This window comes from Peribacillus simplex (assembly GCF_900156045.1).
Lineage (GTDB): Bacteria > Bacillota > Bacilli > Bacillales > DSM-1321 > Peribacillus > Peribacillus simplex_D.
The window spans coordinates 839,483-862,834 of record NZ_FTMX01000002.1 but is presented as its reverse complement, the minus strand read 5'-3'; the positions used below and the strand labels follow the sequence as shown (position 1 = coordinate 862,834).

Annotated in this window: 19 protein-coding genes, 1 pseudogene and 1 riboswitch; of the genes and pseudogenes, 12 read left to right on the top strand and 8 right to left on the bottom strand. The window is 39.0% G+C overall.

Annotated features, from left to right (window positions below; translation table 11 throughout):
- Positions 1 to 14: 14 nt before the first annotated feature.
- From BW986_RS10695 to BW986_RS10685, 3 genes are all read left to right on the top strand, one after another.
- Positions 15 to 1,004, top strand: a complete 990-nt coding sequence (locus tag BW986_RS10695; RefSeq protein WP_397222064.1) for a glutaminase — start codon at positions 15 to 17, stop codon at positions 1,002 to 1,004.
- 163 nt (positions 1,005 to 1,167) lie between these two features.
- Entirely contained in the window at positions 1,168 to 2,802 is a 1,635-nt protein-coding gene (locus BW986_RS10690) for a glutamate/serine transporter AimA (RefSeq protein WP_076367700.1), read from the top strand.
- Between the two features lie 511 nt (positions 2,803 to 3,313).
- Positions 3,314 to 5,209 carry a PrkA family serine protein kinase gene (locus BW986_RS10685; protein WP_076367699.1) on the top strand — a complete coding sequence of 632 codons (1,896 nt, stop codon included), beginning with the start codon at positions 3,314 to 3,316 and terminating at the stop codon, positions 5,207 to 5,209.
- A 166-nt stretch (positions 5,210 to 5,375) separates the two neighbouring features.
- Here the strand turns inward: BW986_RS10685 and BW986_RS10680 are convergent, their stop codons facing one another.
- Entirely contained in the window at positions 5,376 to 5,585 is a 210-nt protein-coding gene (locus BW986_RS10680) for a hypothetical protein (RefSeq protein ID WP_063235974.1), read from the bottom strand.
- A gap of 118 nt (positions 5,586 to 5,703) precedes the next feature.
- On the opposite strand from BW986_RS10680, the gene BW986_RS10675 reads away from it, so the two are divergent.
- Positions 5,704 to 5,883: a hypothetical protein gene (locus BW986_RS10675; protein WP_063235975.1), complete on the top strand. Its 180-nt coding sequence runs from the start codon at positions 5,704 to 5,706 to the stop codon at positions 5,881 to 5,883.
- Between the two features lie 513 nt (positions 5,884 to 6,396).
- On the top strand, positions 6,397 to 7,566 hold the full coding sequence (gene yhbH / locus BW986_RS10670; RefSeq protein ID WP_076367698.1) for a sporulation protein YhbH: 1,170 nt from the start codon (positions 6,397 to 6,399) through the stop codon (positions 7,564 to 7,566).
- Positions 7,567 to 7,856: 290 nt separating this feature from the next.
- Here yhbH and BW986_RS10665 read toward each other — a convergent pair whose 3' ends face one another.
- From BW986_RS10665 to BW986_RS10655, 3 genes are all read right to left on the bottom strand, one after another.
- On the bottom strand, positions 7,857 to 9,083 hold the full coding sequence (locus tag BW986_RS10665) for a CynX/NimT family MFS transporter (protein ID WP_076367696.1): 1,227 nt from the start codon (positions 9,081 to 9,083) through the stop codon (positions 7,857 to 7,859).
- Between the two features lie 14 nt (positions 9,084 to 9,097).
- The gene (locus tag BW986_RS10660) at positions 9,098 to 9,775 is read right to left on the bottom strand and encodes a FadR/GntR family transcriptional regulator (RefSeq protein ID WP_076367694.1); all 678 of its coding nucleotides are present in this window, start codon (positions 9,773 to 9,775) and stop codon (positions 9,098 to 9,100) included.
- A 448-nt stretch (positions 9,776 to 10,223) separates the two neighbouring features.
- Positions 10,224 to 11,555 carry an amino acid permease gene (locus BW986_RS10655; protein WP_076368021.1) on the bottom strand — a complete coding sequence of 444 codons (1,332 nt, stop codon included), beginning with the start codon at positions 11,553 to 11,555 and terminating at the stop codon, positions 10,224 to 10,226.
- A gap of 285 nt (positions 11,556 to 11,840) precedes the next feature.
- Here BW986_RS10655 and BW986_RS30175 point away from each other — a divergent pair, with 285 nt between their 5' ends.
- Complete coding sequence (locus BW986_RS30175) at positions 11,841 to 11,981, top strand: hypothetical protein (RefSeq protein WP_179086051.1); 141 nt, start codon at positions 11,841 to 11,843, stop codon at positions 11,979 to 11,981.
- 799 nt (positions 11,982 to 12,780) lie between these two features.
- Complete coding sequence (locus BW986_RS10650; RefSeq protein ID WP_076367692.1) at positions 12,781 to 13,308, top strand: dihydrofolate reductase family protein; 528 nt, start codon at positions 12,781 to 12,783, stop codon at positions 13,306 to 13,308.
- Positions 13,309 to 13,602: 294 nt separating this feature from the next.
- Here BW986_RS10650 and BW986_RS30170 read toward each other — a convergent pair whose 3' ends face one another.
- The 4 genes from BW986_RS30170 to galU all read right to left on the bottom strand — a co-directional run bounded on the left by BW986_RS30170 (position 13,603) and on the right by galU (position 16,737).
- On the bottom strand, positions 13,603 to 13,776 hold the full coding sequence (locus BW986_RS30170) for a hypothetical protein (protein WP_179086050.1): 174 nt from the start codon (positions 13,774 to 13,776) through the stop codon (positions 13,603 to 13,605).
- 97 nt (positions 13,777 to 13,873) lie between these two features.
- Entirely contained in the window at positions 13,874 to 15,268 is a 1,395-nt protein-coding gene (locus tag BW986_RS10645) for a cytochrome P450 (RefSeq protein ID WP_076367690.1), read from the bottom strand.
- Between the two features lie 194 nt (positions 15,269 to 15,462).
- Positions 15,463 to 15,603, bottom strand: a complete 141-nt coding sequence (locus BW986_RS29560) for a hypothetical protein (RefSeq protein WP_142244565.1) — start codon at positions 15,601 to 15,603, stop codon at positions 15,463 to 15,465.
- A 270-nt stretch (positions 15,604 to 15,873) separates the two neighbouring features.
- Positions 15,874 to 16,737 (bottom strand): UTP--glucose-1-phosphate uridylyltransferase GalU, encoded by an 864-nt coding sequence (galU, locus tag BW986_RS10640; protein ID WP_076367688.1) that lies wholly within the window; start codon positions 16,735 to 16,737, stop codon positions 15,874 to 15,876.
- 171 nt (positions 16,738 to 16,908) lie between these two features.
- On the opposite strand from galU, the gene BW986_RS10635 reads away from it, so the two are divergent.
- The 5 genes and pseudogenes from BW986_RS10635 to BW986_RS10615 all read left to right on the top strand — a co-directional run.
- On the top strand, positions 16,909 to 18,579 hold the full coding sequence (locus tag BW986_RS10635; protein ID WP_397222005.1) for a DUF6044 family protein: 1,671 nt from the start codon (positions 16,909 to 16,911) through the stop codon (positions 18,577 to 18,579).
- A gap of 15 nt (positions 18,580 to 18,594) precedes the next feature.
- Complete coding sequence (locus tag BW986_RS10630) at positions 18,595 to 19,617, top strand: glycosyltransferase family 2 protein (RefSeq protein ID WP_076367686.1); 1,023 nt, start codon at positions 18,595 to 18,597, stop codon at positions 19,615 to 19,617.
- On the top strand, positions 19,577 to 20,032 hold the full coding sequence (locus BW986_RS10625) for a GtrA family protein (RefSeq protein ID WP_076367684.1): 456 nt from the start codon (positions 19,577 to 19,579) through the stop codon (positions 20,030 to 20,032). The genes BW986_RS10630 and BW986_RS10625 overlap by 41 nt, the downstream gene beginning before the upstream one ends.
- A 360-nt stretch (positions 20,033 to 20,392) precedes the next feature.
- Positions 20,393 to 20,537, top strand: a riboswitch (cyclic di-AMP (ydaO/yuaA leader).
- Between the two features lie 138 nt (positions 20,538 to 20,675).
- Positions 20,676 to 22,502 (top strand): APC family permease, encoded by a 1,827-nt coding sequence (locus BW986_RS10620; protein ID WP_076367682.1) that lies wholly within the window; start codon positions 20,676 to 20,678, stop codon positions 22,500 to 22,502.
- Positions 22,503 to 22,920: 418 nt separating this feature from the next.
- Positions 22,921 to 23,190 (top strand): annotated as a pseudogene (locus tag BW986_RS10615) (Tn3 family transposase); the annotation flags it as partial.
- Between the last annotated feature and the right edge of the window lie 162 nt (positions 23,191 to 23,352).

Sequence of the window (23,352 nt, the reverse complement as noted above, 5' to 3'; positions counted from 1 at the left end):
GGTGGAAGAATGTGATTGAAGAATTGTCAAAAGAGTATGACATTCACGTTAATAGTCAAAGAAAAGCCGACTTAGATGAATGGGTAGCACATTACAGATCCTTTGCTGCTGAAGGGAAAACCGCCAATTATATACCGGCTTTGAGAAATGCACATTTATCGAAATTGGGCATTTGCATACTTGAGCCTGGTGGAACAATGATGAAGACAGGGGATTGGGAAGTCCCCTTCACGCTGCAAAGTATTTCAAAGGTGCTCAGCTTTATAGCCGCATGCTTGGGTTGCGGCATTTCTTATGTGTTAGAGAGGGTCGATGTGGAACCAACTGGGGATGCTTTCAATTCAATAATTCGTTTAGAAATGCATAAGCCGGGAAAACCGTTTAATCCTATGATAAATGCAGGGGCGATTACCATAGCATCGCTTCTCCCAGGGGATTCTTCACAAAAGAAATTGGAATTTCTCTATGCATTATTTGAAAATTTGTTAGGGAAGCGCCCGACCATCAATGAGGAAGTGTATCAATCTGAGTGGCAAACTTCCCATAGAAATAGAGCTTTAGCTCATTATTTAAAAGAGACGAATTATTTAGAATCGGATGTAGAGGAAGCTTTAGAGGTTTACCTCAAGCAATGTTCCATAGAAGTAACCACAGAAGACATAGCCTTGCTTGGACTGATTCTTGCACAAGATGGATACCATCCTATCCGTAAAGAACAAGTACTCCCTAAAAAAGTGGCTAAGCTGGCCAAAGCATTAATGCTTACTTGTGGAATGTACAATGCTTCGGGGAAATTTGCGGCTTTTGTTGGCGTGCCAGCCAAAAGTGGAGTATCTGGCGGGATTATGGCATTAGTTCCTCCAAGTGCCAGAAGCGGTATGCCTTTTCAAGATGGATGTGGCATTGGTATTTACGGACCTGCCATCGATGAATATGGGAATAGCGTAACAGGTAGTATGTTATTGAAACAAATGGCACAGGAATGGGATTTAAGTATTTTCTAAAAGTAATAAAATTTGTTCTTATAAAAAAGTAATATTTTACAAGAGGTGATGTAATGCAGCAATTACATTAAGATTCAGTTGGATGTACTTGAGACCAATCATAAATCCAATTACTTTAAGACCTTTATAAAGGAATAATTTTGGAAAGCATGGTGATGAACATATGAATAATTTGCAGCGAAAGATGGGAACATTTTCGTTAACGATGGTAGGACTAGGGTCCATAATTGGCTCAGGTTGGTTATTCGGAGCTTGGAGAGCGGCACAAATTGCAGGACCAGCTGCCATTATCTCTTGGATTATCGGGATGGTCGTTATTTTATTTATCGCACTTTCTTACAGTGAATTAGGGTCTATGTTTCCTGAAGCTGGGGGAATGGTAAAATACACGCAATACTCTCATGGTTCATTTTTAGGGTTTCTTGCAGGTTGGGCAAACTGGATTGCAATCGTTTCCGTAATTCCAGTTGAAGCGATCGCTTCTGTTCAATATATGAGCTCATGGTCATGGGAATGGGCACGGTGGACACATGGATTAGTAGAAAACGGAAGTCTTACTGGGGAAGGCTTGGCAATTGCCTCTGCCTTATTGATCGTCTACTTTTTATTGAATTACTGGACAGTTAGTTTGTTTTCGAAAGCTAATTCATTTATTACAGTCTTTAAGGTTATTATCCCTGGACTTACGATTGGGTCACTTTTATTTGCCGGGTTTCATGGATCCAATTTTACCTCTGCAGGAAGTATCGCTCCCAATGGTTGGGCAAGTGTACTTACTGCTGTAGCAACTTCTGGTATCATCTTTGCATTTAATGGGTTTCAAAGTCCAATTAATATGGCAGGTGAGGCAAAGAATCCTGGACGTTCGATCCCAATTGCAGTAATTGGATCCATTTTAATTGCAACGGTCATCTATGTTTTATTACAGGTTGCGTTTATTGGAGCCGTGGATCCATCCATGATCGTGAACGGATGGCAACATTTGAATTTCAATTCACCGTTTGCTGACTTAGCAATTGTTCTAGGCATAAACTGGTTAGTTATTTTACTATATGTGGATGCGTTTATTTCTCCTTCCGGGACAGGAATAACATACACGGCGACAACGTCACGAATGCTTTATGGAATGGAAAAGAATAAATATTTGCCAAGCGTTTTTGGAAAACTGCATCCACTTTATGGTATCCCTCGTCAAGCCATGTTTTTTAATCTAGGTGTTTCTTTCTTCTTTTTATTCATGTTTAGAGGCTGGGGCGTTTTGGCAGAGGTTATCTCGGTTGCGACATTAGTCTCTTATATTACAGGTCCAGTAACAGTTATGACATTAAGGCGCACAGGTCAGAATTTATACAGACCATTACGTCTAAAAGGATTAAGCATCATTGCACCACTGGGCTTTGTTTTTGCCTCTTTGGTTCTGTATTGGGCAAGATGGCCACTGACAGGACAAGTATTATTTATCATTATGATTGGTCTTCCCGTTTATTTCTATTATCAATCAAAAATAAAGTGGAAGGGATTCCGTCAAAACTTTTCAGCAGGGCTTTGGATGGTTGTTTACTTACTTTGTATGATGACCGTTTCATACTTAGGCAGTGAAAAGTTTGGTGGACTAAACATAATCCCATTTGGCTGGGATATGGTCATCATTACATGTTTATCTCTAGGGTTTTATAGTTGGGCAATAAAGAGTGGATTCCAAACAGAATATTTGGAACAAGGACAAAGGGTAAATGAAGACTTAAGATTGATGGAGAACAACATTGCATCTCAAACTGATAAAAAGAACGCTGGATGAATGATGAAGCCACTTCATTGAAAGTCATGCTCCAATAAGCTATTACTTTCGTTGAATGACCTCGAAGGTGCTTCTTTCTATTTATATTGATGAGGATGCAAAAAAGGGGACGGCAAATTTAATTTGCTGTCCCCCTTTTTGGAATTTAAGAAAAGGCTGTTATTTTTTTATTTCACACCTGGTTTATCTTCATACCCGGCAGTGAAGATAGCGGCTAAAAATGTAATAGCAACTCCAACAATAATAACTGTGCCCATGTTGTGACCTCCTTTTACCCATATTGTCCCACTTAAGTATAGGCTTAGTATACCCTAATTTTTAGCAGGAGTGCACACAAATTTTCTTGCCGGCATATTTATCATCATTTCTCAATGATTAAGCCTTTTTCGATACATGGAGATACAAAGGGGATTCAAAACAATGCCCGGCCACTTTTTAAAGTCTGACATGTTTGTCAGACTTGGAGCATAGATTTAAGTATTCTCTGAAAGTGACAGGGGGAGGTTCCTTAATGGATATTTTAAAGAAAATCGAAAAATTTAGAGAAGATGAACAGAAGCTGAAGTGGGAAGGCACCTTCGCAGAGTACTTAGAAATATTGAAAGAAACGCCTTTAGTTGCTCAATCTGCTCATTCACGTGTATACAACATGATCAGAGATGCAGGGATAGAGGAAGTAAATGGAACAAAGAAATACAATTTTTTCAGCGGTCAGTTGTTTGGCCTGGAGGATTCACTGGAAAGGCTCATCGAGGAATATTTCCATCCGGCGGCAAAACGGCTCGATGTCCGTAAGCGGATATTGCTTCTCATGGGTCCAGTGTCAGGTGGGAAATCCACACTCGTTTCTTTACTGAAGCGTGGACTTGAAAATTATTCGTTAAAAGACTCTGGTGCGATTTATGCAATAAAAGGATGCCCGATGCATGAAGATCCACTGCATCTTATTCCGCAGTATTTACGGGATGATTTTTATGAAGAATATGGCATCCGGATTGAAGGAAACCTATCGCCGCTGAATGTAATGAGGTTAGAACAGGAGTATGGAAGCAGGATTGAAGATGTGATGGTCGAGCGTATTTTCCTTTCAGAGGATAAGCGTGTTGGAATTGGAACATTCAGTCCTTCAGACCCTAAGTCACAGGATATTGCTGATTTGACGGGCAGCATCGATTTTTCGACCATTGCCGAATACGGATCGGAATCAGATCCGCGTGCCTATCGCTTTGATGGCGAGCTGAATAAGGCGAACCGCGGGATGATGGAGTTCCAGGAGATGCTGAAGTGTGATGAGAAGTTCTTATGGCATTTGTTATCATTGACACAAGAGGGGAATTTTAAAGCAGGCCGTTTTGCATTGATCAGTGCAGATGAACTCATCGTGGCTCATACGAATGAAACGGAGTATAAAGCGTTCATTTCCAACAAGAAAAATGAAGCATTGCATTCCCGTATCATTGTCATGCCTATTCCATATAATCTTAAGGTTACCGAGGAAGAAAAGATTTATGAAAAAATGATCCGTGAAAGTGATGTCTCGGATGTTCATATAGCTCCGCATACATTAAGGGTGGCGGCAATCTTCAGCATCATGACCCGCCTGAAGGATCCAAAAAAGGGCGATATTGATTTAGTGAAAAAGATGAGGCTTTATGATGGGGAAAATGTCGAAGGATTTAATTCCGCAGACATCACTGAATTGAAAAAAGAATACCAGGACGAAGGCATGAGCGGAATCGATCCGCGTTACGTGATTAACCGAATTTCCTCTACGATCATTCGTAAGGAAAATCCGTCCATTAATGCTTTGGATGTACTTATGTCATTAAAAGCAGGCCTTGACCAGCATCCGTCCATTACGAACGAACTTCGGGAGAGGTATTTGAATTTCATCTCACTGGCACGTAAAGAATACGATGCCATTGCAAAAAATGAAGTGCAAAAGGCATTTGTTTATTCGTATGAAGAGTCGGCGAAGATCCTCATGGATAACTATCTTGATAATGTCGAAGCATACTGCAATAAATCCAGGCTGCGCGATCCATTGACCGGGGAGGAAATCAACCCTGATGAAAAATTGATGCGCTCGATAGAAGAGCAAATTGGAATATCCGAGAATGCAAAAAAAGCATTCCGCGAAGAAATATTGATTCGCATTTCTGCATATGCGCGTAAAGGGAAGCGATTCGATTATAATTCCCATGATCGTTTACGGGAAGCAATCCAGAAAAAACTATTCGCGGATTTGAAGGATGTCGTTAAGATCACAACTTCAACGAAGACACCAGACGAAAGGCAACTGAAGAAAGTGAACGAGGTCATCACGAGACTTATCGACGAGCACGGATATAATTCGACTTCAGCCAATGATTTGCTGCGCTATGTGGGCAGCTTGTTAAATCGGTAATCCATAATTTTTTGCCCCTGCCCCATATCGGGCAGGGGTTTATTCCCTTTTGTATAAGGTGCGTCTATTGAAGGTGCTAAAGGGTGATTTGATAAGTAATGGAAATAATGAACGAAACAAAGCACCGGGCCCTACAGAATGGAAGGGTGCCCGGTGCTTTTGATTTTTATTTAGTTACATTCAAGCCATACTGCTCAATAAGTGTAATAAGTTGATTCGGTGATAGTTTGTCTTCGCTATGATCGATTTTAATTTCCCCATCATCAACATCGATGATCGCACGTTCCACACCTTCCGTTTTCAAAAGTATGGACTCCAGGTTTAAAATCGGGCCTTCTGACGTTGCTTCCTTAACATAAAGGGTAGTTGTTTGCAAACTTCTTGCACCTCCTTACATTTGCTCATAATGTTTTATCTATACCCCATATTTTCATTAGATATGTTACGTTTTGGATTTGGAAATATTGGGTATCAATAAGTAGAGGTGATGGCAAATGAGTAAAGAGGAATTGAAAAAAGAACATGTTCCGGAAAATAGCTCCATGGCTAAGGACTATGAAGAGATGAAAGAGCTTGGAAAGCAGATGGAAAATCAAAGGACGAATGAAGAATTGAAAGAGTGGGATAAACGCCCAGGTACAGTTCAACATGAAATAGAGGAAGATAAAGATTGACGAAAATCACAACCAGAATCATTCTATCTGTTTAAAAGGGGTGTCCAGAAAAACTACTGGGACACCCTTTTTGTTGTATCATTTCTTTTTAATGATGTCCTTGGAAGTCTCTGTTTTGCAAATCAATTACATGGCTAAGTTCAAAAAGATATTTTAAGTTATCCTTTAATCCGACAAATAAAACCTGCTTTAAAAAAGAACAGACCTGATAATCTTCAAGTCTGTTCTTTGTCTTGAAATACTTATTTTGCAGTAACATTTAGAATAAAAACCTTAAAGGGCCCATAACGCCCTTGTCAGGACTTGTCTAATTCATAGGCAAACATCCATTATTGAATTTTGTTGTAAATTATCCTGCATCGCTGCATAAGATAGAGTAATACTTTTCTTTTAATCCGTTTTTTCGCACTGTATTTTTCATTGGAAAACCGGAATGATGTGGGTATTCCCACACTAACTTATTATATGAAGGAATGATGAAAAGCGTGCAAACATTTTTAAGGGGGGAAGAGAATGTCGGAAGAGAGTAATCAACAGTATGTTATCTCACAGGAAAATTGGTCCCTCCATCGGAAAGGTTATGATGATCAACAACGTCATCAGGAAAAGGTGCAGGAAGCGATCAAGAATAATTTGCCTGATTTAATTTCAGAAGAAAGCATCGTAATGTCAAATGGCCGGGATGTTATCAAGATTCCCATTCGCTCCTTGGATGAATACAAAATTCGATATAACTATGATAAAAACAAACATGTAGGGCAAGGCGATGGAGACAGTAAAGTGGGGGATGTGGTCGCAAGGGATGGCTCACCGTCCGATGCCGGGGCCGGTAAGGGCCAAGGTGCAGGTGACAAGGCCGGCGAGGATTATTATGAAGCTGAAGTGTCGATGATGGAATTGGAGGAAGCCCTGTTCAGTCAATTGGAACTCCCTAATCTTCAGAAGAAAGAACATGCGGAGCACACGCTTGAACACATCGAATTCAACGATATCCGCAAGACAGGCCTAATGGGAAATATCGATAAAAAGAAAACGATGATATCGGCTTTTAAACGGAACGCCTTAACGGGGAACCCAGGTTTTCATCCTATTTATAAGGAAGACTTTAAATTCAAAACCTGGAATGAGATTCAGAAACCTGATTCCAAAGCAGTTGTACTGGCAATGATGGATACTTCCGGAAGTATGGGGTTATGGGAAAAATATATGGCTCGAAGCTTTTTCTTTTGGATGAACCGTTTCTTGCGGACAAAATATGAGACGGTGGAAATCGAGTTCATTGCCCATCATACTGAAGCGAAAGTTGTTCCGGAAGAGGATTTCTTTTCAAAAGGGGAAAGCGGCGGTACGATTTGTTCGTCCGTATACCGAAAAGCATTAGAACTTATTGATCATAAATATGACCCCGCGAAGTTTAATATCTATCCGTTTCACTTTTCCGATGGTGATAACCTAACATCAGATAACGTCCGATGCGTTAAGCTTGTTGAAGAACTCATGAAGGTATCCAATATGTTCGGGTATGGGGAAGTCAATCAATACAATCGTCATTCGACATTGATGACAGCTTATAAAAATATCGATAATGAAAAATTCAGGTACTATATTCTTAAGCAAAAGGCTGACGTTTTCCACGCAATGAAGAGCTTTTTTAAAGATGAGGAAAGTAAGAAGTATGCATAAAAAGGGAAACGTGGTAAGTGAACCTTTCAGAACAAAATAATTGTAGGTTAAAAAGGCGTGCGATTCACATTGTACGTCTTTTTTCTAATCTTCTTTTTTGCAGTGTCAGGGTGACGGATAAGACCAGATGAAAAGGCCGTTGCTCAACAGAAGCAACGGCTCCTATATTTATATCATTCGTTTGAAGTTTTAAATTCACAATATTTATAAAGTGGAACAGAATCCAAGAAAGACAAAAAAACAACCATCTTATAGAAGTATGGTTGTTTTACAAAATTTCATGACTGGCTTTATTGAGTGGTTACATATTCATTATTTCCTGCACGCATTCCAACAATGAAAATAAGTGCCGATATTGCGGCCAACATCAATAAGGGAACTGTCCAGCTGTGTGTAATGTCATGAAGCAATCCGAATAATACTGGTCCAATGGCAGCTAAGAGGTACCCGAATGATTGAGCCATACCTGATAATTCCGTCGCCTCATGGGTGCTTTGTGTTCGAAGACTAAAGAACATCATGGATAAACTGAATATGGTTCCTACTCCAATTCCGATCAATATCACGCATACTGGTATGAACAGGGTGCTTCCATATAATATGCCTAATATCCCTGCGATAAGGAAGACGACAGGCGGGACCACTAACAGGCGCTGACTTTGTAGGCGTCCAGCTAATATTGGCACAAGGAATGTTATGGGAATGACGGCAAGCTGCATGATGGATAGCATCCAGCCAGCCTCATCAGCGTTCAGGCCTTTTTGCTCCAGGATTTCCGGCATCCAGGTAATTACTGTATAGAAAATAAACGATTGCAATCCCATGAAGAATGTTATCTGCCAGGCTAAACCAGAACGCCATAAGTTAATCTTTTTATCCTTTTGTACCGTTTGTACATCCTTACCTGACTTGAATGGCCGTCTTAATTGCGGCATCCATAAGAAAACTGTAATAAGTGATAAGATTCCCCAACATCCAAGGGCACCAGCCCATCCCAATCCTGATGAAGAAGCAAGGGGAATGCTGATCCCGGAACCTATTGCGCCACATAAATTCATGGAAACAGCATAGGTCCCCGTCATCAAACCGATATTCCTGGCAAAGTTATGCTTAATCAGACTGGGTAACAATACATTGCCGATAGCAATGGCTAAACCAATTAAAATGGTCCCCATGAACAATGTCGGCACTCCGCCAACTGAGCGTACCCCAATCCCGATTGTTAATAATATCAAGGAAAGGAAAAGTGTAAGCTCCATTCCAAAACGCCGTGCTATCCTAGGGGCAAATGGTGATAATAAAGCGAAAGAAAGCAAAGGCAATGTCGTTAATGAACCTGATAATGTATTGGATATCCCCAGGTTATCACGGATTGAAGTGACAAGGGGGCCAACAGATGTTAAGGGAGCCCTCAGGTTTGCCCCAAGAAGAATGATTCCGATGATGAGTAGTCCAACCTTGGGTTTAATATCCATTTTTGTTTGTTCTAGTTGATTTGCCGCTTGATTAATGCCCATAATCTTCTCCTTACTCACTCTAAAGATTTTTTGAATTGTGCAATGTATTCATTCACTGTTTCGATTGCCCGGTTCGCATCTTGTTCGATGATGGCATCTACAAGATTGCAATGAATGTTCAAATGAAAGTTCACATCAGAACTCATCTCCACTATCTGATGGATGGATTCATGCAGGGAGTGTTCCATATGTTCGTACAAATCAATCAATAAATCATTATGTGATGAAGCCATAATCGATTTATGTAACTGTATATCGGCTTCTTCGTAAGCCTTGATATCCTTTGCCCCGGCAGCTTTACTGCATGCTGATATATGAAACCGCAATCGTTCTATATCTTCTTGATTACGTCTTAATGCCGCTAACTGAGCTCCCTCTCTTTCAAGGGCATGACGGACCTCTAACGTTTCCAATATACTTGACTGCTGGATCCTTCTTTCAAATGCAGCCCCCAAGGCACTTGATGACCTTACGAATGTTCCTTTCCCTTGTTTCGTTACTAAAAGACCTGCATAAACAAGTGATCGTACAGCTTCTCTTAACGTATTTCTGCTTACATCGAACTGTTGGATCAAATCCATTTCAGGGGGGATTTGATTTCCAATTTTCCATTCACCTGATTCGATTAACGATTCGATTTGGGAAACGACTTGCTCTACAAGTGATAAGCGATTTGTTTTAGATATGGTCAATATACACACCTCGAAAATTTGTAGGATGATTGGTTCATTGGTTATTTTAACATATGTATATGGAAAATGGAGCAAACGGGGTATTTAAATCCAAATTTGTTTCTCTTTTATTCTTCAGATAAAAGTTGCAGTTGATTTAAGAAATCTGCTCCCTTTCCGCCGGACTGTCTGCCCAAGCCTCATCAAAGCAAGCGGCCAAATTTCTTCAATCCAAAGAGGGTTTCATCCCAAAAGGCGTAACCCAAGTTTGTTTTAAAATCATGGTTAGGGGTGAGACCATTTCTATTGATGGGACCGCCAGACTTAGACAAATGTAAAGAAACGCCAGTTTGGCTCATCGTCTTTCAAATTTTTCTAACACTAAAAAGACTGTAGGCAAACTCGACTTTCATCGAGTTTGCCTACAGTCTGAAATCCCTCTATAAAAATTAGGGGGATAATAATACATCTATTTTTTTTGTTTGACAATAAAAGAGAGAAGGATAAATATTGCTAACGTGACAAGACACACTGTGGTCCCAATGATGTTTTGCTTATTAAAGATAAATGCCAAAAAGATAATGCTTAAAGCAGTGATGGCTAATATAGTTGTATATGGGTACCATTTTACCCGGAAACCTGGTTTACCAGTGTATTGATTACGCAGCTTCAATTGCGCGGAACAAATGCTGATCCATAATAATAAAACCGTGAATCCAGGAATCGCCATAAGGTAGCTTAGAATCAGGTCGGGAGTCAAATAGGATAAAAATACACCAGCCAATATACATAATGTAGTTAAAAATATACCATTAAGCGGGATACCCTTTTTGGTTGCCTTTAAAAATGCCTTAGGCGCTTCCCCATTCTGGGAGAGAGTGAACAATGTCCTTGAGGTAGCGTATATACCTGAATTTGCAGCTGATAAGACAGCGGTTAAAAGAACGAAATTCATAATATCGGCTGCTCCGGGAAGACCCGATAAGCTGAAAACCTGAACGAAAGGACTTACTTCAGTACTTACTTGGTTCCAAGGTATTACCCCACAAATAATTAGTATCGGCAAGACATAGAATAGGATCACCCGCCATACTGTTCCTTTAATTATTTTTGGTATGACCCGCTGACTATCTTTTGTTTCCGTGACGGCTACACCAATTAATTCTGCGCCCCCATATGAAAACATTACCACTAAAAGTGCACTTAACATTCCGTCAATTCCTTTGGGGAAAAAACCACCATGTTCCGTGTAATTAGAAAATGAAGCCGAACTAGGAAAAAGTCCTAGCAGGATCAAAGCTCCTAAAATAATAAAGGCAATTAAGGTTATTATTTTAATTCCTGCGAACCAAAATTCGAGTTCTCCATAGTATTTTACTTGAAACAAATTAATTCCAATAATTACTGAAGCGCAAAGTATGCTTAACAACCATAATGGCACAGTAGGAAACCAAAATTGTAGAAAACTGCCGGCAGCGACTATTTCTACAATGATTACGATAATCCAATTAAACCAATAGAGCCATCCGACTATGAAGGATAGTTGAAACCCAAAAGCTTTATTAATGAGATGTTGTACGTTCAAATTAGGAAAAGCGGTTGCCATCTCTCCTAATGCGGCCATTACAATAAATAATAATAGCCCCCCTATTATATAGGCTATTACAACACTTGGACCTGCCATATTTAATGTATCGGAGCTCCCCTTAAAAATCCCTGTTCCTATCATACCTGCTAAAGCAATGAACTGGACATGCCTCGGCAATAGGCCCTTTTTTAAATCTTGATGAGTCTTCTCCATTTTATTCATGCCTTTCATTCATTATTTTAATAAAATAGTCTAAAAGTAAAACTAAAAAGTCCTTCTATTATTGAACGCTTTTCCGCGCTAAAGTAACTATATTAATATATCATGAATCGGAAGAATGTCAATTTAGGCAGGTGAATTGGAATAGATTCCTAATCAGAAAAGAAGGAGTAGTCTTTATTATCTAAAAATATTAGGATTTTATGAAATGAATCAAACAAAAAGCAAACTGATAGGTGATTTTTTGTATGTAGATGGGTTAAAGGTTTCCATACATTTATGACGATGGCACAGTTGTTTTTAATTAAGCAGATGATAAAAACGGACAAGTGGCTTAATTTCAGCGATGATGATATGGTTTTGAAAGCGGCAATTCAGAAGGCTTTTTCAAATGAAATTCAAGAAGAAACGCGTAAATGATTTTGACAAAACGCTCTTTAGAGAAGATGCTTATAGTGAATTTAAAGGAATGGGCGAAAGATAGTGGGTTAGAGGAACTCTAGGTGTATGATTTAACTGTTGAGTATATGGAACGCAAATGATCTACTTACAAATTTTATTGAAACAAAAATTGCACACATGATGGGACGCCTTATCGTATTCATAAATCTAACAAGACCGAGCATCCCATCGCAATGGACACCGTGGTAGCCGCTATATGACGTTATTGCTGGTTCCTCGAAATTGGACGATGAACATTTATCCAGATTAATCGTAAAAGCTAGTGATCAATCTAAATGCCTGTCTACAGGAAATCCGATGAAGTTCATCATTATTAGAAAGGCCTTTAGTAATATCCAGAGGAGATGGAAAATAATATATATATTAGAATTTTAGTCCTACTCAATGGCTATTAAAATCCTTAGAACATATTATAACTGCTGCAATCCATTTAAGTTAAGTCAGGTGAAACAAAGGAAACACCTGCTCAGCGTTTAGGAATTGCCGATAAAGTGTATTATTTTGAAGATATAATTTATTAATGATGGTCGCCAATTATATAATGGGATTTCCTTAAAAGAAGCTCAATTTAATCATTGGAATACTTTTTTCTTCTTCAACTAACGGCGCAGGTTAGTAAAAGAAGGAGGAATTAAATTTAGTGGAGAATTAATCTTGTTAAGAATGGTATCTTACCTAGAGGAAGTATCAATGGAATTACAGGATGGTTTATTTGAAGAAAAATCAAGTTTATGTTCCGAGGGGGATCAGTTGGTTGATGAAAAAAAAGCGTAACATTATTTTTTACATTGGTACTTCAATTGATGGCTATATTGCAAATGATGATGGTACATTGGAGTGGTTAGAATCAACAGAAGTAGAAGGAGATTCCGGCTACAATTCGTTGCTGGAAAGAATTGACACTGTTGTTATGGGAAAAGGAACTTATGATGTCATTCGTGGATTTGATATAAATTATCCTTATAGTGAGTATGAAAATTATGTATTTTCTAAATCTGTTAGTGGATCAGATGAGTATGCTTCATTTATTGATGAAGATGTCAAAACTTTCATTAAAAATATAAAACAAAAGCCTGGTAAAGATATATGGTTAATTGGTGGAGGAAACTTAGCTCGTGAATTTTTTAAAGAAAATTTAATTGATGAATTCCAACTATCCATTGCACCTATTATTTTAGGGAAAGGAATCTCCCTTTATATGGGAGATGATATTACTTTAAACTACACATTGACCAAAGTAGAAAAATTAGGTCAACTTGCTATGCTTCATTATATAAAAAAATAATTATCCTCATCTTTACCTTTTCAACTATCATTTATTACTGAAAACCGTTTGATGTTTATATAACTAACGGTGAGCTTTAGTACAATAAGTTAATAAAGATAAATATAAGGAAGAGCACAGTTTAAAAAACTGTGCTTTTTTTATTGAAATATATTAAAATCACCGCAAAAACTCGGTGTAAATAGTTGTACATAATAACATACATTTTTTAGAACAAATAAATAGTTTAAGACAGGTATCAGAACCCGTTACTTTCAAGGTCGGTTTTCTTTAATATAGGAAAAGTTAACGAGACTATCCGTTCTCATATAAAAAGAGGAGAGGGGCCGGCTGTAGGCTTTCAGTTTCTTGTATCGGTTCAATTTCGCTTATAAATTCCAAATAACCGGTATATACCTGTGAGGCCATCCCTATATAATGCAATTCAGTGTGGATGATTCCCTTTCGTGGTGAATGGAGCATATACATTTATTCATCCCTCCTTTCTAAAAAGAATAGGCCAGCCTGTTATAGGAGTTATTCGAACCAATATGAACGTTATTTTTATTTGATCATTCTTAATCCTTCAAAAATTGGATGCTCCAGGTTCGAAGGCTTCTGCATCCCTTTCTTTTATCACCATGCGCAGTCCATTCTTTGGTCTGAGTGTAAGGGACGGAAGGGGGGTTACTTCATGATGGTCAGGAGCAAGCTTTATCCTATATCGTTGGGCAATGCAGGCCAGGACAAGTACCGCTTCCATCATGGCAAAATGATTGCCGATACAAACCCGAGGCCCTCCGCCAAATGGAAAGTAAGCGAACGCGGGCAGGCTTTTCAAAAAGTTATTTTCAAATCGTTCTGGAATAAATGATTCAGGTTGATCAAAATACTCTGGATTATGCTGCATCAAATAAGAACTTATTAGAATCATATCGCCTTTTTTGAAGCGATACCCTCCTATTACGACATCCTCCGCCACATCACGGGATAAAATATACAGTGGCGGGTAAACGCGAAGTGTTTCATGAATGATATTTTGAGTGTATGGTAATTTCATGAAATCTTCAGGCTTAGGTGTCCGCTGACCGATTATGCTATTCACTTCACTGAAAAGCTTGGATTGAATTTCTTGATGTTTCGAAATTTCATACAGTGCCCAGGAAAGAGCAGTTGCTGTCGTTTCATGACCAGCAAGAAAAAATGTCATTAATTCATCACGGATCTGATGTCTTGCCGTACCCAATCCGTCTTCGGCATCACGGGCGTCCATCAGGATCCCAAGCATGTCTTCATGTTTTACTGTGTCGTTTTTCCGTTTTTCAATAATGCCGTAAATCACTTTATCAAGCCTTTGTATCGCCTTTTTATATTCACGGTTGATTTTAGTCGGTACCCATAATGGCATACGGACAATCTTTCTCATCCTTTTGACTGCTATTCTTAATGCAGTTTCCAGCGGTTTCCCAACAATTTCATACCCATCCTTGAATTCCATGCTGAACATGGTCTTGCTGATTATCCCGAGAGTGATGTTCATCATATCCTTCGTTATTATCCGTTCATCATCATGTTGCCAAGTTGATATAAAATCCATTGTGGTATCAACCATATCCTTGGCGTATTGGCTAATATGAGTCTTTTTGAAAGAGGGTTGGATAAGCCTTCTCTGTCGCATATGAAAGTCTTTTTCGCTTGTAAGTAGACCTTCACCGATAAGCGGTTTTAAAACATTGAAGTCCTTGGATTTGATGAAGGATTTTTGTTTTGTTACGAGTATTTGTTTTATTAAATCAGGATTCATAATGTGATAAACATTTTGGAATGGTCCTAAACGGAATTTAGCGACTTCCCCATATTCCTTGGCCAATCGGGTCAGAAAGCCAATGGGATCAGTTTGAAACTCCTTTGTATGTCCGGAAATCAGCCTTCCTTTTGGAACCTTTGGAGAAGTGCGGAAGACATCATCAGCGTGGCTCAATGAAGTTTTTCCCCTTCTTTAAAATAATTATATGTAATCATTCTATGAGGATAAGCTAAATCGGTTTGGACAAGTCGTTAAAGAAAGGGCGGATAATTCAATGGGAAAATAAAGTTTCATAATTTAGCAAAAAAAAACCCTGGGTGAATAGAGCCAGAGTCTTTCATGAAAGCGTTGGATTAATGATGTGGGATTCAAGTTCTTTCTTCATCGTCCCCATGCAGGAAACGATCATTTTTTTCATTAATTGGCCCGCCAAATTGTGCATTGATTTCCTTAACCACTTGATCTAAAAAATCATCGGATATTATTGGATTATTAGTTTTTTTGTGCATATGTTTTTCAACAACCCTTTCTGGATATCGTCGTTAGGATCAATAATGAAAGATACGTTATCAACATAACCTCACTGATAATAAATTATTCTTTCTATGTCGAACATTTTCACCTGCTTTTACATTTCACGGAAGTAATAAACAGTTATATTTTGCTTAGAGATTTTGGTAAGGGGATATGTTAGTGGATCATTTTACAACCAAAGGGGTGAATCCGATGTGGAAATAGCCCAATCACCTCTAGGTAATTGGGCGTGGGCCATATTCATTTCATGAAGGGAAAAGCTGCCTTAAATATGTTATTAGCTGATCACGAAGTTCAGGTCGTTTCATGGCAAAATCTAATGAAGCCTGGAGGAAGCCGAATTTATCGCCGACGTCATATCGATTTCCTTCGATGATATAAGAGTATAATGGTTCCTTTTCTAACAAAAGGTCTAAAGCTTCGGTAAGCTGGATTTCCCCCTTCCGATCCGGCTGTACGGTTTCAAGGATTTCAAAAATCGCAGGTGATAAAATATACCGGCCAATAATCGCCTGTGTTGATGGTGCATCCTCCATTTTTGGTTTTTCCACCAAGTTTCTTACTAGAAATAAATCTTCATATCGTTCTTGGAAATTTACGATCCCATACTTGGAGATATCGGCAGGTGACACTTCCTTACATCCGATAATGCTCGTACGAACCTTGTTATACCGTTCCATCAACTGCTTCAAGGCTGGAACCTGGCTATCCACAATATCATCCCCTAACAGGACGGCAAAAGGTTCGTCTCCGATAAAAGTTTTGGCACATAATACTGCATGCCCTAGACCCAAAGGTTCTTTTTGTCTTACATAGTGGATATCCACCATGTTGGAAATGTTCTCCACGATCTTAAGCAGATCATTTTGACCTTTCAATTGCAGAAGCATTTCAAGTTCAATGGATTTATCAAAATGATCTTCGATGGCACGTTTGTTTTTACCCGTAACGATGATAATATCTGTAATCCCCGATTGTACAGCTTCCTCGATAATATATTGAATGGTCGGCTTATCGACAATCGGCAGCATTTCCTTTGGTTGAGCTTTCGTGGCAGGTAAAAATCGTGTTCCTAAACCGGCTGCTGGAATCACCGCTTTCTTTATCATAGCCCAGCCCCTTTTTAAGGTTCTTTAATATGCTTTTTGTTCTACCCTTCATTTTATGTGGTCATTGGTTGACCTATTTCAAAATAGGTTAAAATAAATCCCTGAAATAGAATAGATTTACTTTTGAAGCAAATATTAAGGATATATGAATTTGGTAAAGAGGTGTATATTTTGCCAATTGAAAATCAAGAGAGAGTACAGATCCTTTTTGCCTTACTCGTCATTGTTTTATATCTTTCTCCTTTATTCATCCTTGGGGAAAATGCGCATATTCGCGTACATGATAATTTGGATTCCAATCTTGCCTGGTATAAAGTCCTTTCGGAAAGCGGTGAGTTATTCGGTCCAATAGACGCCAAAATCCCCCAGATAATGAACGGACTGCCCCGAAATGCTTTTGGCAGTGAGTTCAGTATTATCGTGTGGCTGCATTCACTTTTTCCAACAATGGTTGCATATGCAATAAGCCAGGCATTAACAAGGTTTATTGCATTCTTTGGTATGTATATCTTATTAAAGAAACACTTGGTTACAGGAAGCCGATCAGGCTGGATTAGGGTAGGAACATCCTTAGCCTTTGCCCTTACCCCATTTTGGCCTTCGGGAATGCTCAGTACACTTGGGATGCCGCTTGCACTTTGGGCTTTTTTGAATATTCGCAGCAAGGACCATTCTTGGAAGAATTATTTGGTCCTTACACTTTTACCGCTTTATTCAAGCATCGTACTTGGCTTTTTCTTTTTCCTTGTTGCAATGGGGTTTCTTTGGCTAACTGATGTGATCAGGAGAAAAGGGTGGAATATAACGTTTCTTCTTTCAATCGTGTATATGACCGTCATTTTTGGAATGGTGGAGTATCGTTTGGTTTCTTCATTCATTTTCGATTCGGAGCCAAACAGCAGAGATGAATATTTTCACGCAAGGCTGCCCCTCGAGTGGGTCATTAAGCTTACATTCAAAAATTTCGTGCTTGGCCATACGCATGTCATGACTGTACATGCGCTTATCATCCTGCCGCTTACCGTCTTTGCCCTTTATATTATTCTGACCAAAAAACTGTGGAGACAGGAAAAGGTATATGTTTTTTTATTTTGCTTGAATTTTATGCTCTCAGCATGGTATGCATTTTGGTTTTATAAAGGCTGGCTTCCTTTAACGGAAAGGTTTCACACCCTCGATACATTTAATTTTGCCAGATTTCACTTTTTAAGGCCGATGGTCATTTACGTGGGGTTTGCCCTAGCGATAAAAATCATTTGGGAACACAGCGATTACGCTAAGAAAACCCTTTCTATTTTCATCGCCGTTCAAATTATGATCTTAATGGGTTTCAATGAAGAAATCACTCACAATAAAAAACCTTCTTATAAAGAGTTCTATTCAGAAAGCCTTTTTCGGGAAATAAAAGATCATATTGATCTTCCACAGGAAGAATATCGTGTTGCCAGCATTGGGCTGCATCCCGCAATTGCACAATTTAATGGATTTTACACACTAGATAGCTATAACAATTTCTATCCGCTTACTTACAAACATCAATTTCGTCAAATAATTGAAAACGAATTGGCTAAGAATAAAAACATCAGAATCTACTTTGATGAATGGGGAGGACGCTGTTACCTATTTACCGATGAACTTGGGAAGCATTATATGTTCAAGAAAAGCTCGAAGAAAGAGCTGAAAAATTTAGACCTTAATATGGATGCGTTTAAAGGATTAGGTGGCAAGTATATATTTTCTGCCATACCAATCAACAACGCGAAGGAAAACGGATTGGTACTAGATAGGATTTTCACGAAAAAAGGAAGCGTATGGAAAATTTATTTATACAGAGTCATGTGAAAAGAGGGGAATAGAGTGAATTCACCGATACTAACGATTGTTGTACCTTGTTATAACGAAGAAAGCGTATTGCAGGATACCATTTCCCAGCTTTGTGGATTGGTGAGGGGGTTAGTCGAAGAAAACGTTGTTTCTGGTCAAAGTAAAATTCTATTGGTCGATGATGGAAGTAAAGATCAAACATGGAAAATCATTTATAAGGAAACGATTAATAATGAATTTGTTCGTGGGCTAAAGCTTTCCCGGAATGCAGGACATCAGAATGCACTCTTGGCAGGATTGTTTACAGCCAAGGAAGCCTCCGATTGTGTGATTTCCATTGATGCAGATTTGCAGGATGATATTCAAGTCATCCCTGAATTCATTCGGAAATTCAATGAAGGGTGTGAAATTGTATACGGTGTCCGCCAGAAAAGGGACCTTGATTCATTTTTCAAACGAACATCTGCTACTGGTTTTTATAAAATGATGAACAAGATGGGGGTTAACCTTGTCTATAATCATGCTGATTTCCGGCTAATGAGTAAAAGGGCGATCGCGGAGTTGGAACGATTTGATGAAACGAATCTCTTTTTACGGGGGATCGTACCGCTCATTGGGTTTAAGACGGACTCTGTTTATTATGACCGAAAAGAAAGATTGGCTGGGGAAACGAAATATCCATTCAAGAAGATGGTTGCTTTTGCGCTTGATGGCATTACTTCCTTTTCAGTTACACCGATTCGGCTTGTATTATGGCTAGGATGTCTTTCCTTTTTCATTAGCTTACTGTTTGGGTCTTACTTTTTATGGTTAAAATTTTATGGGCAGACCGAAACTGGCTGGACCTCATTGATCACCTCCATATGGTTGATCGGTGGACTGCAGTTGATTGCTGTCGGCTTGATCGGGGAATATATCGGTAAAATCTACAATGAATCCAAACGCCGACCTAAATATATAGTTGATCTGGATCTATTTAATCCGCTCGATTTAAAAAAACGGGAGCAACTAGACAATGAACGGAACAGTATTGAAAAACTATCTAAAACACACTAACTCCTTTATCCGCTTTTTATTGGTTGGGATAGTCAATACAGCGGTTGGACTTTCCATCATGCTTTTTCTCATGAATGTTCTTGAATTCTCTTACTGGGTCTCCACCTTTATCGGTAATGGTACGGGAGCTGTAACGAGTTTTCTTTTGAACAGGACTTTTACCTTTAAAAGCGATATAGAATGGCGGAGAGGGGTTGCACGTTTCTTTTGCGTCATCCTGATTTGTTATTCCGCCGCTTATTCTTTAGGCCAAGCTATTGCAGAATCAATGGAAGGATCCGTTCATTTACCGATACAACAAAATGTGGCTGTGCTGATAGGAGCAATTTTTTACACAGTCCTTAACTATATTGGCCAGAAATACTTTGTCTTTAAAAAAAGCAATTTGAGACCAATTCAAGAAGGAAGGAACTAAATAGGGTGAATCAGTGGGATAATGTCCCCGGTTGTACGGGAATGAAAGTGGAATCGGGAAGCGAAAATCAATGCAAGTTTAAAGATTCAAGCTGGGGGCAGTTTGTTACTATTCGTCCTTCACGATCTCCATGTGGAGATTATTTTTTTCCTTTTTGACCATCTTTCGTTCATTGACTCCGTGATTATTTTCTTTTTAGACGTTTACTTACCTCCTTTCCTCCCTTCGAACCATGTGTTTGCATGACTTATGTAATATACGTCAAGAATAAAACCTCGCATACAAAAAAAAATTATATTTCTGTGCAAAATTTTCATTTACTTTTCCATTTCACGGGAGTATGATAATCAACAGTTTCATATTTCTAAATCGCTTAAACCTTATGGTGCGGGGGACCCGTTATTGGGATTGTTACTACAATCCAAGGGGTGAATCCTTTCAAGGTAGGGCTACTCTTAGGTCCGAATCCGACAGCTAACCTCGTAAGCGTTATATGAGAAGGAAGGTGGAGCTTGTTAGACAAAAAAATTGATGTCTACAGGTCTATTTAGCTATGACTTGTAGGCATTTTTCTATTTCGTCTTGTTTTTTGCTACAGCTGGGTAACATAAACTTATAAATTAAATATGGTGGTGACTACTTCGTGTTATCTTCTATAAAAAGGTTCTTGATTGGGAGACCTTTAAAATCAAATGCACTTGGTGAACAAAAGCTTAACAAAACAAAGGCTTTGGCGATATTATCTTCTGATGCTTTGTCTTCGGTTGCTTATGGACCTGAGCAAATATTGATCGTTCTGATCACAATCGGTGCTACAGCATTCTGGTATTCCATCCCTATCGCAATCGGAGTATTGATCCTGTTAACCGCCTTGATTTTGTCCTATAGACAAATCATTTTCGCTTATCCGCATGGCGGGGGGGCCTATGTGGTTTCAAAAAACAATTTAGGAGTCAATCCAGGGCTGATAGCTGGAGGATCCTTATTGGTGGATTATATATTAACTGTGGCTGTTAGTGTTTCAGCAGGTACGGATGCTATCACGTCCGCTTTTCCCGGCCTGCATTCATATAATGTCATCATAGCCATCATTTTCGTCATTCTGCTTACAATCCTGAACCTGAGGGGGGTTACGGAGTCGGCCTCTGTTTTGGCCTATCCGGTATACCTATTCGTTTTAGCATTGTTCATCTTGATTGGTGTCGGGATTTACAAGATTTTGACTGGGGGAGTTTCACCGGAATTGCACACGCCCATCGGGACTCCGGTAGCGGGCATCAGTTTATTCATACTGCTAAGAGCATTTGCATCTGGAAGTTCCGCATTGACAGGAGTCGAAGCTATTTCCAATGCAATCCCTAACTTTAAAGATCCGGCCCCGAATAATGCGGCGAAAACTTTAATAGCGATGGGTTCCTTACTAGCTGTATTATTTTCGGGAATCGTATTCTTAGCCTATTATTTAAGCATTGTTCCAAGCGCGGAGGTAACGGTCGTCTCCCAGATTGCTGAAGAGATCTTTGGACGGAATTTCATGTATTTCTTCATTCAAGGTACGACTGCATTGATCTTGATACTTGCGGCCAATACTGGCTATTCGGCCTTCCCTCTGCTTGCGGTAAATCTAGCGAAGGATAAATTCATACCAAGGGCGTTTACGATCAGAGGGGACCGATTAGGGTATTCCAATGGAATAATCATACTGGGGCTTGCATCGATCATCTTAATAGTCTCATTTGAAGGACATACAGAAAATCTCATTCCGCTTTATGCCGTTGGTGTATTCATTCCATTTACTCTGTCCCAGACCGGGATGATTGTTAAATGGATTCGCGAAAAGCCAAAAGGCTGGATGTTGAAATTAACCATTAATTCAATTGGTGCCATGATTAGCTTTATCGTCACGATGATTTTCTTCTTGACCAAGTTTACTCAGGTTTGGCCTGTTTTGATTTTTTTACCTATCATCCTGTTAATTTTTCATCGAATCAGAAAGCATTATGAAGCAGTTGGTGACCAACTAAGGATTACAACATGTGAGCCGATCTTGCCAATTGAAGGAAATATCATTATCGTACCTGTGGCCGGTATTACTCATGTGGTTGAGAACTCTTTAAATTATGCTAAATCTCTTTCAGCGGATCAGGTCATTGCCGTATATGTAGCTTTTGAAAGAGAAGATGAAAAGAAATTCGAAGAAAAATGGAAAAAATGGCAGCCGGATGTCAGACTCGTCACTTTGAATTCTTATTACAGAAGCATCATTCAGCCATTAACGAAATTTGTGGATACGGTTGAACATAAGGCGAGTGAAGCCAATTATAGAGTTACGGTGATCATCCCCCAATTCATTCCGAAGAAGGGCTGGCACAATATTCTTCATAACCAATCAAGTTTACTCATTCGTGCCTACTTACTTTATAGAAGAAATGTGGTTATTACGACTGTGCCATATCATTTGAAGAAGTAAGTTCCATTATCTAAGAAATATAGAAGCCCAGACTGTAGGCAAATTCGAAGAAATCGAGTTTGTCTACAGTTTTTTTATTGCTTGTACAACTTGGGCGCCTTCGGGGGTCTCCTTTGAACACGCTTTTCCCGCAGTCTCGCAAACCCGTTCCAAACAACTTGGTTAATGCATTTAGTTAGAAACACCTGGGGATTTGAAGGTGTTGCTTCGGGTCAGTTGGTTCCTGAACATCATTGGATGAAAGATTCGTTTTCCGAACTCCTTATGTCTATAACCTAAATATGGTTTTCTTTATTTATAATCTTATAAATAAAAATACAGCCCTACAGCTGTATTTTCTTCAACTAACGCCCCCTATAGCTGAAGAAGAACATTAATTAAAAACTCATTAAATTCACAATAACTATGAAGGCCTAAAACAGACACAGCCGGTTACACAGCCCAAATTTCGGATTGACCCTTTTATTAGTGTTTAAATTTGCTCCAAGAATAAGAGATTTATCAGAATCGAAATTATTTACAATAGATAAAGCAAGTGAGTATCCAAAATTTGAGCCCATTTTACGTTGACAAATAAATACCAAGGTCATTATAGAAAAATATGAGGATGTTGCGATTAGCTTATTCTATAAGGGAAGGAACGGTTTTAGCAACCCTTATTATGGGGAAAGTAGGTTCTTATTCAAGATAAAATAGCCGGGCTACAGCCTTACGTGTGATGGACCGAATAGGAAAGATTCTTATTAAGAAAACCATGCAAGAAGAAATAGGTCCTGCTATAGGTTATGGGTCAGTGGCAGGTAAGCCAAATGTAATTCAGCCTGCTTCAAGGGTCCGACAAAGTATTTGT